Annotated in this window: 13 protein-coding genes and 1 pseudogene; 5 read left to right on the plus strand and 9 right to left on the minus strand. The window is 66.6% G+C overall.

The window, feature by feature from the left end; genetic code table 11:
* A pseudogene (locus TEP_RS07110) lies at positions 1-215 on the plus strand (hypothetical protein); the annotation flags it as partial.
* 15 nt (positions 216-230) lie between these two features.
* Here the strand turns inward: TEP_RS07110 and TEP_RS07115 are convergent.
* Positions 231-776, minus strand: coding sequence for a thioesterase family protein (locus TEP_RS07115; RefSeq protein WP_080148474.1), 546 nt, complete (start codon positions 774-776; stop codon positions 231-233).
* A 69-nt stretch (positions 777-845) separates the two neighbouring features.
* Here TEP_RS07115 and TEP_RS07120 point away from each other — a divergent pair, with 69 nt between their 5' ends.
* The gene (locus tag TEP_RS07120; protein WP_132824761.1) at positions 846-1,424 is read left to right on the plus strand and encodes a TetR/AcrR family transcriptional regulator; all 579 of its coding nucleotides are present in this window, start codon (positions 846-848) and stop codon (positions 1,422-1,424) included.
* A gap of 56 nt (positions 1,425-1,480) precedes the next feature.
* On the opposite strand, the gene TEP_RS07125 is transcribed toward TEP_RS07120, so the two are convergent.
* Positions 1,481-1,729, minus strand: coding sequence for a hypothetical protein (locus tag TEP_RS07125; RefSeq protein ID WP_240790643.1), 249 nt, complete (start codon positions 1,727-1,729; stop codon positions 1,481-1,483).
* Positions 1,730-1,895: 166 nt separating this feature from the next.
* On the opposite strand from TEP_RS07125, the gene TEP_RS07130 reads away from it, so the two are divergent.
* Positions 1,896-2,309 carry a VOC family protein gene (locus tag TEP_RS07130; protein WP_132824762.1) on the plus strand — a complete coding sequence of 138 codons (414 nt, stop codon included), beginning with the start codon at positions 1,896-1,898 and terminating at the stop codon, positions 2,307-2,309.
* 48 nt (positions 2,310-2,357) lie between these two features.
* The gene (locus tag TEP_RS07135) at positions 2,358-2,873 is read left to right on the plus strand and encodes a hypothetical protein (RefSeq protein WP_059064588.1); all 516 of its coding nucleotides are present in this window, start codon (positions 2,358-2,360) and stop codon (positions 2,871-2,873) included.
* Between the two features lie 40 nt (positions 2,874-2,913).
* Here TEP_RS07135 and TEP_RS07140 read toward each other — a convergent pair whose 3' ends face one another.
* The 7 genes from TEP_RS07140 to hutI all read right to left on the minus strand — a co-directional run bounded on the left by TEP_RS07140 (position 2,914) and on the right by hutI (position 12,841).
* Positions 2,914-5,022, minus strand: coding sequence for a TonB-dependent receptor (locus TEP_RS07140; RefSeq protein ID WP_132824763.1), 2,109 nt, complete (start codon positions 5,020-5,022; stop codon positions 2,914-2,916).
* A 58-nt stretch (positions 5,023-5,080) separates the two neighbouring features.
* A complete protein-coding gene (locus TEP_RS07145; protein WP_132824764.1) occupies positions 5,081-5,881 on the minus strand; it encodes a restriction endonuclease in 801 nt (266 codons plus the stop codon).
* 96 nt (positions 5,882-5,977) lie between these two features.
* On the minus strand, positions 5,978-7,414 hold the full coding sequence (locus TEP_RS07150) for a serine hydrolase domain-containing protein (protein ID WP_132824765.1): 1,437 nt from the start codon (positions 7,412-7,414) through the stop codon (positions 5,978-5,980).
* Between the two features lie 150 nt (positions 7,415-7,564).
* Positions 7,565-9,232, minus strand: a complete 1,668-nt coding sequence (gene hutU, locus TEP_RS07155) for a urocanate hydratase (RefSeq protein WP_132824766.1) — start codon at positions 9,230-9,232, stop codon at positions 7,565-7,567.
* Positions 9,229-10,083 carry an N-formylglutamate deformylase gene (gene hutG, locus TEP_RS07160; protein ID WP_032976262.1) on the minus strand — a complete coding sequence of 285 codons (855 nt, stop codon included), beginning with the start codon at positions 10,081-10,083 and terminating at the stop codon, positions 9,229-9,231. Before hutG ends, hutU begins: the two co-directional genes overlap by 4 nt.
* A complete protein-coding gene (hutH, locus tag TEP_RS07165) occupies positions 10,080-11,621 on the minus strand; it encodes a histidine ammonia-lyase (protein ID WP_025876974.1) in 1,542 nt (513 codons plus the stop codon). Before hutH ends, hutG begins: the two co-directional genes overlap by 4 nt.
* Positions 11,618-12,841 carry an imidazolonepropionase gene (gene hutI, locus TEP_RS07170; RefSeq protein WP_132824767.1) on the minus strand — a complete coding sequence of 408 codons (1,224 nt, stop codon included), beginning with the start codon at positions 12,839-12,841 and terminating at the stop codon, positions 11,618-11,620. The genes hutH and hutI overlap by 4 nt, the downstream gene beginning before the upstream one ends.
* 67 nt (positions 12,842-12,908) lie before the next feature.
* Between hutI and TEP_RS07175 the strand changes: the two genes are divergently transcribed.
* Entirely contained in the window at positions 12,909-14,279 is a 1,371-nt protein-coding gene (locus tag TEP_RS07175; protein WP_132824768.1) for a formimidoylglutamate deiminase, read from the plus strand.
* The last annotated feature ends 3 nt before the right edge of the window (positions 14,280-14,282 follow it).

Genomic DNA, 14,282 nt, shown 5'->3' on the forward strand with positions numbered 1-14,282 from the left:
ACCTCGATCTGCATGCCGAACGGATTGCCGGCCAGCGGCCGGCACTACCCTTAACGCCTGGTCAGCACACCGTGAGCGTCGGCGCCAACTATGGCGCGCCCGAAGCTGGCGCGTACAGCCAGATGCGGAAGACCTTCGAGTATGTGCTGCATGTGGGTGGCCGCACGCAGATCACCTTCGTCACCCCCATGATGGTGGAGGCGTCTGCCCCCTGATCTGCGCGGCTGGGGTCAATCATGGTCCTGCTTCAACGCCAGATCGGCAGCCAGCAGCGCCTCGGCTGCCGCACTCAGGGCCGGCGAGGGCGGAGCAACCACGCCGATCGATTCCATCATCTGTGGCATGCCGACGAACTGACGTGCGCGGCGGTCGTAGATGCCGGTGATCAGCAGTGCACGCGTGGCGGTTTTCTGCTCCGGGCCGATCAGTACGCGCTGCTCCATGATGCCGCGTGTGCCGACCCAGCCGACCAGCCGCGTTTCCAGGGTGAAGCGCTGGAATGGCTTCAGCTCGCGGCGGAACTGAATGGTGCCGGCGCCGACGATAGGCGCCCACTTCTCACGCAGCGCCACCTTGCCCAGCCCCATGCGCAGGATCAGGTCCAGCCGGCCCAGATCGAAGATGTTCCAGTAGCGGCCGTTGGTCATGTGCAGATTGCTGTCCAGGTCGTTGGGCAGCACCCGGAACTGCAGGCGGGAGACGCCGAACGGGGCCTCCAGCTTCGGCCGGAACAGGCTGCACAGCAGCAGGTGGAGCAGGCGGAACCAGAGATTCATGGTTATGACGACTGTTATAGAATGGGCGATACGCTAGTCTATGACGACTGTCTTAGCAAGGAGCCGGCCGTGAGCCCGCGATCGTCCGATGCCCCCCAGCGTGTGATCGATGCCGCAGCGCAGATGCTCGCGCGTGTGGGCCTCAACGCGACCAGCATCCGCGAGGTGACCAAACTGGCTGATGCGCCGCTGGGGTCCACGTATCACCACTTCCCGGGCGGCAAGCAGGAATTGTTGGCACGGGCCACCACGATGGCCGGCGACAAGGTGGAGGCGCTGCTGATCGAACTGCTGAAGGGCGGCGCGGTGCAGGGGTTGCAGCAGTTCCTGGCGATGTGGCGCGAGCGCCTGCTGCGTACCGGTTTTCGTGCCGGCTGCCCGGTGCTGGCGGCGGCCGTCGAGGAGCCGGTGGAGGCCCTGCCGAGCCAGCCACGTGTGGCGGCCGCCGAGGTGTTTGCCCGCTGGCAGGGGCGCCTGGCTGAGGCGTTCGTCGCCGATGGGCACGCGCCTGCCGGGGCAACCGGCCTGGCCAGCCTGGTGATTGCCAGTGTGGAAGGCGCAGTGGCGATGAGCCGTGCACTGCAGGACATCACGCCGTTCGACCAGGTGGCTGCGCAGTTGTTGAAGGCAGCCGCACCGCCTGCCTGAGCGGCGCGCGGACTACTTGAAGAACATGTAGATCCACCCGGCAAACATGGGCACCATCACAGCGATACTGGATGCCACCAGCCAGCGTACATGGCCCCTTGCCGTTTCAGTGCCCAGGCATGCAGAGGCAAGACCAGCAGGGCCTGCAGGAACAAGGCCGCCATGGCGCCAAGCCAAAGCGCAAACACGCCCAGGCAGCCGTCACTCATGCAATAGGTCGCGAACCACGACCCCCATCCTGCCAGGCCGATCATCGGCAGGAACATGACGATGGCAACAGGGCGGGTGAACTGGGATGTTTGCATGCAGGAGCCGATCCGTTCCGTGGCTGCCCAGAATATGGGATCCACACCGGACTGCGGTTGCCGTGGATCGGGCGGGAACCGGATGGGGCGTGGCCTGTAGACGCGCCGCCACGGCAGGGTAGAATCGGGCCAGCGCAGCCCGCGCGTGCTTGGCAAGGATGTCTGCATGCTGCACCACCTCTCGTTGGGTGTCCGCGATCTCGAGCGTGCAGGTCGCTTTTACGATGCCGTTCTTGCAGCACTCGGTTACCGCCGCGTTTTCGAAGACGACACTGCGATCGGCTATGGCCTGGTCGAGGATGAAGACCTGTTGTGCCTGAAGCTGCGCGACGATGCGGTTGCGCCGGGACCTGGCTTCCATCTGGCGTTGACGGCAACTACGCGCGACGCCGTTGATACCTTCCATCGTGCTGCCTTGGCCACCGGAGGCCAGGACAACGGGCCTGCCGGTCTGCGCCCGGACTACGGCGAGCGCTACTACGCTGCGTTCGTGATCGATCCAGATGGCCATCGCATCGAGGCGGTGACCAAGGCGGCGCCGGATGCGGTCAGCCTGCTGCAGGTATTCAATGCGTTGTAACAGGATCTGCCACGACGTTTAATATCAATCACACGCAAGGAGAAGCGCATGGATGTCGCTGCACGCAGGAACAGGAAGTTCGTTCGTTGGCTGATGGTGGCGATGTTCGCCCTGTTGATGCCCTTCGCGGTGCTGGCCCAGTCCGGGCCTACGGCCACCCCGCCCACAACAGATGCGGCCGCCGAAGAAGCCCAGTGCCGCGCCTGCACCTATGAACGCATCGGGCACAAGGTCGACATCGGCCTGGTGGCCTTGGTGTCGCTGCTGGTGGTCGGCCTGCTGGTGGCCATTTCCCGCGAATGGGGGACGACCTCGCAGCGCTGGACCTGCCGCACGATGGCCCTGCTGCTGGTGGGCATCGGGCTGGCCCTGCTGTGGTGGGCGGGCAGCATCATCTACCTGGGCTATAACCCGTGGCAGGAGGACGCCGCTCCGCTGGATGCCGCGTTGGCCTCTACACTGCTCAGCACGTCACCGAAGTGGCTGGCAGGGCTGTTGATGATGGGTTTCGCGCCAACCGTGTGGCGGCGCAGCGAGCGCCTGCCGTCCTGGCGCATTGCATGATCCATGGGGCGCCGGCGATGCCCGGCGCTCCCCTTGTGAATCAGTCGAAGCGCCAGCGCATGCCCGCATACACGCCGCGGCCTTCGCCGGGCGTCGAGCGCGCCACGTCCTTGCCGGCATCGTTGTAACCGGGGGTGACGGTGGCGGCGTAATGGCGGTCAGCGATGTTGCGCATCTCCGCCCACAGCTGCCAGCGGCCGCCCGGTGCGTCGTAACCGATGCGACTACCGAAGATGACGTGGCTGTCCGCCCAGTAGCTGTTGGCGTAGTCCACCGCGATGCGTGAGGCGTACTCGGTGTTCAGTGCGGCATACAGGCCCGAGGCGTGGTCGAAGCGCAGTTCGGCTTGGTAAGCGTGGCGCGGCAGGCCGGGCAGGCGGTTACTGCCGAAGCGCGTGTCATGGCGATAGCGGAAATCGCTGAAGGTGTACGCCTGGCGCAACGACAGACGGCCCGGTGCAGCCCGCCACAAGGTGCTTTCCAGACCGGCCTCGATGCCACGGTGCACGGTGGGGCTGGCGTTGTTCTCGGCGATGAACAGGTTCGGCACCGGCTGCAGTTCCACGCTCAGCAGTTCATGGTTCACGTGCGCGTAGTAGCCGGTCAGTTCCCAACGGCCCAGCGCCGCTTCGCCGCGTGCGCCGAGTTCCAGTGTGGTGGCGGTCTGGTTCTGCATCGGTACCGGCGCGCGCTGGCGGCCGGTGGACGGGCCATTGCCCGCGCTGAAGTACTGGTTCGAGCCCCAGATCATCGACCACGGGTGTGGCGCTTCCACCGAACGGCTGAGGTTGCCGAACCACTGCGTCTGCGGCGTCTGCTGCCAGGTGAAGCCCAGCCGCGGCGCGTAGTCCCAGTCGTGGTCGCGCAGGCCGCCGCCGCTGCTCGGCCAGGTAACCTGCACATCGCGGCGGGTGTTGATCAGTGCAAAACCGGTCTGTACGCGCAGGCGATCATTCACGGCCAGGTTGTTGCCGATGTGCAGCGTGCCGTCGGTGCCGTGGTGGCGGAAGTCGCGCGTGCGGGTACCGGCGGCATAACCGTTGTTGGCAAAGCGCAGCGACTCGTGCACATCGGCATCCAGGTCGTGGGTAATGCGCAGCCCGATGGTGGTCTCGCTGTCCAAACCGAACAGCATGTGGCGGCGGCGGTAGTCCAGCGTGGCATTGAGGTTGGCGTAGTCCAGCTGCTGGCGGTACAGGCTTTCGTTCAAGTCCATCGGGTACTTGTGATAGACCAGCCCGGCCTGCAGCGAGGAATCCTCGTCGATCTGCAGGGTGGTGAGATTGCCCACCCAAGTGCTGCCCGGCTGCGGACGGCGCGCATCGATGGCCAGGTTGGCCGCGTTCGCCGCGCGCGGATCATTGCGGATCTGCTCGCGGGTCAGGCGCCCGGGTGTCTCGTGGTTGGTTTCGCGGTAGCGCACGAAGAAGCGGGTCTGCAGATCGGGGGTAATCTGCCAGCCGATGTTGGCCATTGCGCCCTTGCCATCGCCGGCCGCATGGCGCTGGTAGCCATCGAATTCGGTATCGGTATAGGCCAGGAAGTAATCGACATCGCCGCTGACGCTGCCCCAGCTGATCCCGCGCTTCTGGTAGCCGCGGCTGCCGGCTTCGTAGTGCAGCTGCACGCCAGCCGAGTCGCGACCGCTGCGGCTGATGTAGCCGATGGCTCCGCCCAGTGCCAGCGCGCCGCGTTCGAAGCCGTTGGCACCGCGCAGCACTTCCACGCGCGACAGCCACAACGTTTCCAGCAGTTCGTAAGGTGTGCCGCCCGGGCCAGTCAGTGGAAGGCCGTCGATCGACACCGCGATGCCGGAAGCATGTGCACCTGGGCCGCGGTTGATGCCCGAGCCGCGGATCGACACCTTGGTGCCTTCGTTGCCCGGCGACTGCGCGCTGATGCCGGGCTGGTACGCCAACACGTCGGCGCTGCTGGACAGGCGGCTGTCCGCCTTGGCCACGTCGATCACGTTGCTGGCGCCCGGCACGCGCTTAAGCGCCTCGCGCGCCTGCGCGCTGGCATCGGCGGCAGTGACCTGCACCGCATCCAGCGTGGTGGCCTGTGGGGCGGCGTGGGCGGTGGCGGACAGGCCAAGCAGGATGGCCAGCGACAGCAGGGAGCGGGTGGGGCGGTGCGGCAGGAAGGGCATGTGGAGAGTCTGTAAACCACAAAACAGGCGCGAAAGTTAACAGGTCGGGTGCGGTACGTCACCCCCGGCAGGCCGGGAATCGGCTACACCCCATGAACAACTCGCCGGTAGTCCGGTTCTTGCGCTCAACCAGCGGCGCAGCGCACTTCCGGCAGCTTGCGGCAGTTGCGGCTTGCGTGGGCGTTGCCAGGGTTGGCTCCAGCCGTTCCAACGCTTCGGTGATCGGCCGAGTCTGCACTTCGCGGATCATCCGCAGCAGCTCGGCGCCGGGCACCAATGCGACGGGTTTGCCCGCCACGAAGGCCTGGGCATCACGGCTGAACTTGCCCCAGCTGACAACCACTGCCGCGTCCGCCTTGTGGTGTGCGAGCAGCCCGTACATCTCGCGCACGACCGCCACGCCTACCTGCTGCCGTCGCCATTGCTTGCATTGCACCAGCGTGCGCTTGCCGTTGCGTCGCAGGATCAGGTCGATGCCACCGTCAGCGCCGCCCAGTCCGGTTTCTTCGACTGCATAGCCTTGGCGCCGGAAGGCTTCGCCGACAAGAAGCTCGAAGTTGCGCCAGCCCGTCGTAGCCAGGCTTTCCAACCCGGTTCGGGTATCCAGCAGTCTGCGTCGCTTATAGGCGCCAGCCAAGGAAAGCAAGGTGGCAAGCATGCAGACCGCCAACCAGGCCCAGGCAAATACCGGTTGGGCGAGAACCTGAAGGAGGATGTCGCCAGTGGGGGCAGTGACAGGTTGGCGCCACGCCGGTAACAACCAGCGCAGAGTGGCGAAGCCGAGCCCGCCCGCCGCAGCGTTGATGTACCACGGCCATGTGGCCATGACATCCAGAAGACTGTTGCGCCTGCGTCCCATGCATTTTTCTCCGACGTGCTCGCCATTGTTCGGTCGAGCCTTCCGATTGGTTTTCCGGTGTGCCCCACAGCAAATTCCAGTAGAAGAGGCGCGACGCTACAAAGCGGATTTCACCAGTGCTTTTGATTTGACGTATAGCGTTTTGGCCATCTCTGCGTTACCGAGCGCAGCATGGCATTCGGCAAGGCTGTCCCAGGCGTTGGCCGAGGTGGGATACAGGGCCGTGTTGAGGGCGAAGACCTTCAGCGCGGGCCGGTCGCCCAGATTGTTGCGGATCGCGTAGCCGGTTGCGTTGATGGCCCGCTCCAGCTCATTGGAAGGAATGCCACTGCGTTCGCGCAGCCATGCACGCAGCGTGCTTTCACTGCTGCTGTCGCCGGTCAAGGCATAGCCGATCAAACGTTCGGACAGTGCTGCATGCGGAAACTCGCTTGGCGCAGCCACTGCCATCGTGCTGTCCACCAGCGTGCTCGACCAGACATTGTGGGCGCTGCCATTGGTCAGGTACACGAAGACCCAGTAGCCGCTGGCCAGCGTGCCCTTGTAGGCCAGCCGCGCGCGCACGCGGGTGCCACCATCGTGGCCGACCTGTGTGTAGCCATCGCTGCGGGTCGTATCCCAGCCGGTGGAGAAGAAGTTGCTGCCACCGCCGGTCAGTGTCTGCGGCTTCCACAGCGCTTCCAGCGTCCCTGTGCGCACCAGCTTGCCGGTTGCCAGTGCCTGCAGGAAACGGTTCATGTCGCCCACGGTGGTCTGCAGATCGGCGTGGCCCCAACCGTAGTTCGGCCATGGATCTTCATTGGCCGGCTGCAGCTGGCCGTCCTTGCCGATGTACGGCGTTGCCGCGCGCTGCGCGGGCACGCTGGCTGCTCCCCACGAGGTGCTGGTCATTTTCAGCGGCTGCAGGATGCGTTCGCGAGCGATGACCGGATAGGGCTTGCGGTACTGCGCCTCCAGCAAAGCAGTCAGCACCAGGTAGTTGGCCTGCGTGTACTGCACGCGGCTGCCGGTTCTGAACTGCATTGGCGCCGAACCGGCCACCTTCAACGCAGCAGCAGGATCGGGTGCCACACCCGGGTAGCCTTTGCTCACCCAGCGGTTGTCCACGCGGTCGTAGTATTCGCCGATGCCAGAGCTGTGGTTGAGGAAGTCACGCACGTGGATGGCCTGCCACGCGGGCGGCAGGTCCGGCACATAACGACTGGCGGGGGCATCCAGATCCACCTTGCCCTGGTCCACCAGCTGCATTACCAGCGTGCTGGTCAGCAACTTGGCCATCGACTGAGCAGCGAAGATGGTATCGACGGTGGTGGGCGCGTGGGTGGCCGGGTCGCGCTCACCGCTGGCGCCTTGGTAGAGCACCTGGCCGTTGTGTGCGACCAGCACCGCCTGGCCGGCGATGCCGTAGCGTTCGCGGTTGGCCTGGAGCTGGCTGTTGAGCTGGGAAGCAAGATCTGGCGGAACATCCCGCGCCGAAGCGAACGGGGTGGCGAACAGGGCGCAGAGCAATGCAGCAGCGAGCGTGCGGTACATCGCGGTGATCCGTCAGCGGCGATGGCGCATCTTGGTCACGGCGGGGGATAGGGTCAAGCCAGGAGGGTTGTGCCGACCAAGACCGGCATCCACCAGAGCGATGGCCATCAGGAAGAGCCGGCCAGCGGCCGGCACTACCCGGGTGCTGGGTCAGCCGAGGATTCCTGGCAGATCCAGACCCTTCTCCTTCGCGCACTCAATCGCGATCTCATACCCCGCATCGGCATGGCGCATCACGCCGGTGGCCGGGTCGTTCCACAGCACGCGTGCAATGCGCTTGGCCGCCGCTTCAGTGCCATCGCAGACGATCACCATGCCGGCGTGCTGCGAGAAGCCCATGCCCACGCCGCCGCCATGGTGCAGTGACACCCACGTCGCGCCACTGGCGGTGTTGAGCAGGGCATTCAGCAGCGGCCAGTCGGACACAGCATCGGAGCCGTCGGCCATCGCTTCGGTTTCGCGGTTCGGCGAGGCCACGCTGCCGCTGTCCAGATGGTCGCGACCGATCACCACCGGCGCCTTCAGTTCACCGTTGGCCACCATCTCGTTGAAGGCCAGGCCCAGTCGATCACGATCGCCCAGACCGACCCAGCAGATGCGCGCCGGCAGGCCCTGGAACTTGATCTTCTCGGCGGCCATGTCCAGCCAGCGGTGCAGGTGCGGGTTGTCCGGAATCAGCTCCTTCACCTTGGCATCGGTCTTGGCGATGTCTTCCGGGTCGCCGCTCAGCGCCGCCCAACGGAACGGGCCGATGCCACGGCAGAACAGCGGCCGGATGTAGGCCGGCACGAAACCCGGGAAATCGAACGCATCCTCGACGCCTTCTTCCAGCGCCATCTGCCGCAGGTTGTTGCCGTAATCCACGGTAGGCACGCCCAGCGAGTGGAAACCGAGCATGGCGCGGATGTGGTTGGCCATCGACGCACGCGCGGCCTTTTCCACTTCCTTCGGGGCGGTCACGCGCTTGGCATCCCATTCTTCCACCGTCCAGCCCTGCGGCAGGTAACCGTTCACCGGGTCGTGGGCGGAGGTCTGGTCGGTCAGCAGGTCCGGCTTCACGCCGCGGATCAGCAGTTCGTCCAGCACGTCGGCAACGTTACCGAGCAGGCCCACCGACAGCGGCTTTTTGGCGGTGCACGATGCTTCGATCAGGCGCAGGGCCTCATCCAGATCGTCGGTCCAGGTATCCAGGTAGCCGGTGCGCAGGCGCATCTCGATGCTGCTCTTGCGGCATTCCACCGCCAGGCAGGAGGCGCCGGCCATCACCGCGGCCAGCGGCTGCGCGCCACCCATGCCGCCCAGCCCGCCGGTGAACAGCCACTTGCCGGCCAGGCTGCCGTTGTAATGCTGGCGGCCCATTTCCACGAAGGTTTCGTAGGTGCCCTGGACGATGCCCTGCGCGCCGATGTAGATCCAGCTGCCGGCAGTCATCTGGCCATACATCGCCAGGCCTTTCTTATCCAGCTCGTTGAAGTGATCCCAGTTGGCCCAGCGCGGCACCAGGTTGGAGTTGGCGATCAGCACGCGCGGTGCATCGGCATGGGTGCGGAACACGCCCACCGGCTTGCCCGACTGCACCAGCAGCGTCTGGTCATCGTCCAGGCGCTTGAGGGTTTCGACGATGGCGTCGAAGCTCTCCCAATCGCGTGCGGCACGGCCGATGCCGCCGTACACCACCAGCTCCTGCGGCCGCTCGGCCACGTCCGGGTGCAGGTTGTTCATCAGCATGCGCAGCGGCGCTTCGGTGAGCCAGCTCTTGGCGGTGAGCGTGGTGCCGGTCGGTGCGGCAATGGTGCGGGACGGGTCGTTGCGGGTCATGCGGCGCTCCGGTTCGTAGCGAATTCAAGGCAGGCATTGAGCACCTGCGCCAGGGTGTGGCGCAGCGGTGCGGCGTGTTCGGGGTCGAGCGGGGTGGGCCAGCTGTGCTCGTCCACCTGGTCGGGTAGTGGTTCGTGCATGTAGCCGCGGCAGGCCAGTTCCATCTGCAGGCTGTGCACACCACCGGCAATGCTGCTGTAGTGGCGGGTGATCCAGCCGCCCTTGAAGCGGCCGTTGCGCACCTGGCTCATGCCGCTGAGCGCCAGCAGGTTCTCCACCACATCGCTCAGTGCGTTGTCGCAGGAGGTGTCCGGTGCACCGGACGGCCCGGCGGTGCCGAGATTGAACTGCGGCAACTCGCCCTCGAACAGGTGCGGGATGTGCGAACGGATCGAATGCGCGTCGTACACCACCACGGTGCCGTGGCGTGCACGCAGGCGTGCGATCTGCGTGGCCAGTGCGTTGTGGTACGGCGCGAAATACGTGTCGCGGCGCCGGGCAATCTCGGCGTCGTCCGGCTCGCGACCGGCGTGGTACAGCGGCTGGTTGTCGAAGGTGGTCAGCGGGCATAGGCCGGTGGTGTTTTGCCCCGGGTACAGCGACACGCCGCTGGGGTCGCGGTTGAGGTCGATCACCGAACGCGAGATTGCCGAGCGCACGGTGGTCGCGCCCATGCCGCGTGCGAAGTCGTACAGCTCATGCACCCACCAGTCGGCATCGCGGCGCGCCAGCCACGGCGAGTGGAAATCGCCGATCAGGTCATGCGGCAGCTCGCTGCCGGTGTGCGGGAAGCTGACGATCAGCGGCGCGTCGCCTTCGTGCACGGTCAGCCATTCGGGATGGCCGTTCATGCCTGCGGTTCCACCGTGGGCAACAGCTCGGCCAGACCCTTGGCCAATGCGCCGCTGCGGACCAGGTCGGTTGCGATCACCATGTCCGGGTGGAAATAGCGGTCGTCCTGCAACATCGGCACCTGTGCACGCAGCGTGGCGCGCACGTTTTCCAGTGCCTTGCTGGAGCGCAGCGGCGCATGGAAGTCGCAGCCCTGCGCAGCGGCCAGCAGCTCGATACCGATTACGTTGGCCGCGTTCTCGGCCATCTGCATCAGGCGGCGTGCACCATGCGCGGCCATCGACACGTGGTCTTCCTGGTTGGCTGAAGTGGGAATCGAATCGACGCTGGCGGGGTAGGCGCGCTGCTTGTTTTCCGAGACCAGCGCAGCGGCGGTCACCTGCGGAATCATGAAGCCGGAGTTCAAGCCCGGGCGCGGCGTCAGGAAGGCTGGCAGGCCGGACAGCGCAGGGTCGACCAGCATCGCCAGGCGGCGCTCGCTGATCGAACCGATTTCGCACACAGCCATCGCCAGCATGTCGGCGGCGAAGGCCACCGGCTCGGCGTGGAAGTTGCCGCCGGACAGCGCCTCACCGGTGTCGGTGAACACCAGCGGGTTGTCGGACACGCCGTTGGCTTCGATTTCCAGCGTGGTCGCAGCCTGGCGCAGGATGTCCAGCGCCGCGCCCATCACCTGCGGCTGGCAGCGCAGGCAGTACGGGTCCTGCACGCGCACGTCGTTGTCGCGGTGCGATTCGCGGATGCCCGAATCCTGCATCAGCGTGCGCAGGGTGGCCGCGGTGGCGATCTGCCCACGCTGGCCACGCAGCGCATGGATACGCGGATCGAACGGCGTATCCGAGCCCTTGGCCGCTTCCACAGACAGCGCGCCGGTGACCAGTGCGGCCTGGAACACGGTTTCGATCTCAAACAGGCCGGCCAGTGCGTACGCAGTGGAGAACTGGGTGCCGTTGAGCAGGGCCAGGCCTTCCTTCGCGCCCAGTTCCACCGGCTGCAGGCCGGCGCGTGCCAGTGCGTCCACGGCGGGCAGGCGTTCTTCGCCGACGAAGGCCTCGCCGACGCCGATCATCACGCTGGCCAGATGCGAGAGCGGTGCCAGGTCGCCCGAGGCACCGACCGAGCCCTGCGCCGGCACCACCGGCAGCACGCCCTTCACCAGCATTGCTTCCAGCAGCAGCAGCGTTTCCTCGCGCACGCCGGAAGCACCCTGGGCCAGGCTGACCAGCTTCAACGCCATCATCAGCCGCACCACATTCGCCGGCATCGGCTCGCCCACGCCCGCGGCATGCGAGAGCACGATGTTCCGCTGCAGGGTGGCCAGGTCCTCGCGTTCGATGCGCACGCTGGCCAGCTTGCCGAAACCGGTGTTGATGCCATACACCGGTGCGCCCTTGGCGACGATGGCAGCCACCGTTGCGGCACTGGCACGCACCGCCGGCAACGCGGCCGGGTCAAGCGACAGCGGCGCACCGCGATACGCCTGCCGCCACTGGGCGAGGGTGACATGACCGGGGCGAAGAACCAGGGTGTTGCTCATGTGTTGCTCCAGGAGGCAGGCAGGTCGGGCTGTCCGCGCACCACGCGCGCGTGCAGCGGGTTGAATCCAATGCGATAGACCAGGTCGGCGGGGGCGTCGATGTCCCAGATCGCCAGGTCGCAGTCCATGCCGACGGCCAGGCGGCCGATGCGCTCGCCATGGCCCAGCGCACGCGCCGCTTCACGGGTGAAGCCGGCGATGCACTCGTCCACGGTCAGGCGGAACAGGGTGGCGCCCATGTTCATTGCCAGCAGCGGGCTGGTCAGCGGCGAAGTGCCGGGGTTGCTGTCGGTGGCCAGTGCCAACGGCACACCGGCCGCGCGCAGCGCAGCGATCGGCGGCAGGGTGGTATCGCGGGTGAAGTAGAACGCGCCCGGCAGCAATACGGCGACGGTACCGGCGGCGGCCATCGCGGCAATGCCGGCGTCGTCCAGGTGTTCGATATGGTCGGCCGACAGCGCGCCGAAACCAGCCGCCAGTTCGGCGCCATGCTGGTTGCTCAGTTGTTCGGCATGGATCTTGATCGCCAGCCCATGCGCACGCGCAGCGTCGAATACCTGGCGGGCCTGCGCCGGCGAGAACGCGATGTTCTCGCAGAAGATGTCCACGGCCTCGGCCAGGCCTTCTGCAGCGATGGCCGGAATCATCACCTCGCACACCTCATCGGTGTATTCCTGCTCCTCGCGACCGGGCGGCACCGCGTGCGCACCGAGGAAGGTCGGCACCACGTTCACCCGGCATTCCTCGCCCAGCGCGCGGGCCACCTGCAACTGCTTGCGCTCGTCCTGCAGGGTCAGGCCGTAGCCGGACTTGATCTCGATGGTGGTCACGCCTTCGGCGCGCATCGCCAGCAGGCGCGGCCGGCTCTCGCGTGCCAACTGCTCTGGCGAGGCAGCACGGGTGGCGCGCACCGTAGAGACGATACCGCCACCGGCACGGGCGATCTCGGCATAGCTCACGCCCTGCAGGCGCTGCTCGAATTCGTTGGCGCGGTTGCCGGCGTAGACCAGGTGGGTGTGGCAATCGATCAGACCAGGCGAGATCCATCGGCCTTCGCCGTCGATGCGGGTGGTCGGCTGCAGTTGGGCATCGCTGCCGGCGGGGCCAACATGCACGATGCGGCCATCAGTGGCGGCCAGTATTCCATCGCGCAGGACACCCAGGCCCTCGCCATCGAGGGTCATCAGGTGGACGTTGGACCAGAGGGTATCGACGAGCATGGCATCCACAACGCAGCTGTGCTTATATGTCTATACAATATAGGCGTCCAATTCGGGTTGTCCAGCCATGTCCGATTCGCGTCCCGCGCACTCCTTCCATGCCGCCCATGCCCTGCTGGCCGACGGCTGGGCCGCCGACGTCCGCCTGCAGGTGCAGGACGGGCGCATCGCCGCGGTCACGCGTGGGCAGGCTGCGCAGCAGGGTGATACCCGCGTGGGCATCCTGGTGCCGGGCCTGCCGAACCTGCACAGCCACGCCTTCCAGCGCGGCATGGCCGGCCTGACCGAGATCGGTGGCGGCGACGGCGACAGTTTCTGGAGCTGGCGCGAACTGATGTACCGCTTCCTGGCCCATCTGCGCCCGGACGCAGTGCAGGCCATCGCCGCCCAGGCCTACATGGAAATGCTGGAAAGTGGCTTCACCCGTGTCGGCGAATTCCACTACCTGCACCACGATGCTGATGGCCGCCCCTACGCCGATCGCGCCGAGATGAGCGTGCAGATCGCTGCTGCGGCCGCGCGGACCGGCATCGGCCTGACCCTGCTGCCGGTGTTCTACGCCCACGCCGATTTCGGTGGCGCGCCGCCGAATCCGGCACAGCGCCGCCTCATCCATGACGTAGACGGGTTCGCGCCGCTGCTTGATGGCGCCCGCACCGCGCTGGCCACGCTGCCCGATGCGGTGCTCGGCATCGCCCCGCACAGCCTGCGTGCGGTGACGGGCGAAGAGCTGAACGCACTGCTGCCGCTGACCGATGGCCCGATACACATCCATATCGCCGAGCAGGTGCGCGAGGTCGAGGCCTGCCTGGCGTGGAGTGGCAGGCGACCGGTGCAGTGGCTGTACGAGCATGCCCCGGTCGATTCGCGCTGGTGCCTGGTGCACGCCACCCACATCACCGACGACGAGCGCGCGCAGATGGTCGCCAGCAACGCCGTGGCTGGGCTGTGCCCGATCACCGAGGCCAACCTGGGCGACGGCCTGTTCCCGATGCAGGTCTTCGCGCGTGAGGGCGGGCGCTTCGGCGTGGGCTCCGATTCCAACGTGCTGATCGATGCCGCAGAAGAGCTGCGCCTGCTGGAGTACGGCCAGCGCCTGACCCTGCGGGGTCGCAATGTGTTGGCCCCGGATGCCGGCCGCAGCACCGGGCGCTTCCTGTTCGAAGGGGCATTGCAGGGCGGTGCGCAGGCGCTGGGTGTGGCCGCCGGCCTGCAGGTAGGTGCCAGCGCAGACATGGTTGAACTGGACGCCGCGCACCCCGCGTTGCAGGCGCGACACGGTGACGCATGGCTTGACAGCTGGGTGTTCGCCGCACGTAATGGCGCGCTGCGATCGGTCTGGCGCCATGGCCGCCAGTGCGTGGCCGACGGCCGCCACCTGCAGCGCGAGGCCATCACCACCGCCTTCGCCGCTGCCCTGCGTGGCGTGCTGGGCTGATCG

The organism is Stenotrophomonas sp. TEPEL (assembly GCF_004348785.1).
In the GTDB taxonomy this organism is placed as follows: domain Bacteria; phylum Pseudomonadota; class Gammaproteobacteria; order Xanthomonadales; family Xanthomonadaceae; genus Stenotrophomonas; species Stenotrophomonas indicatrix.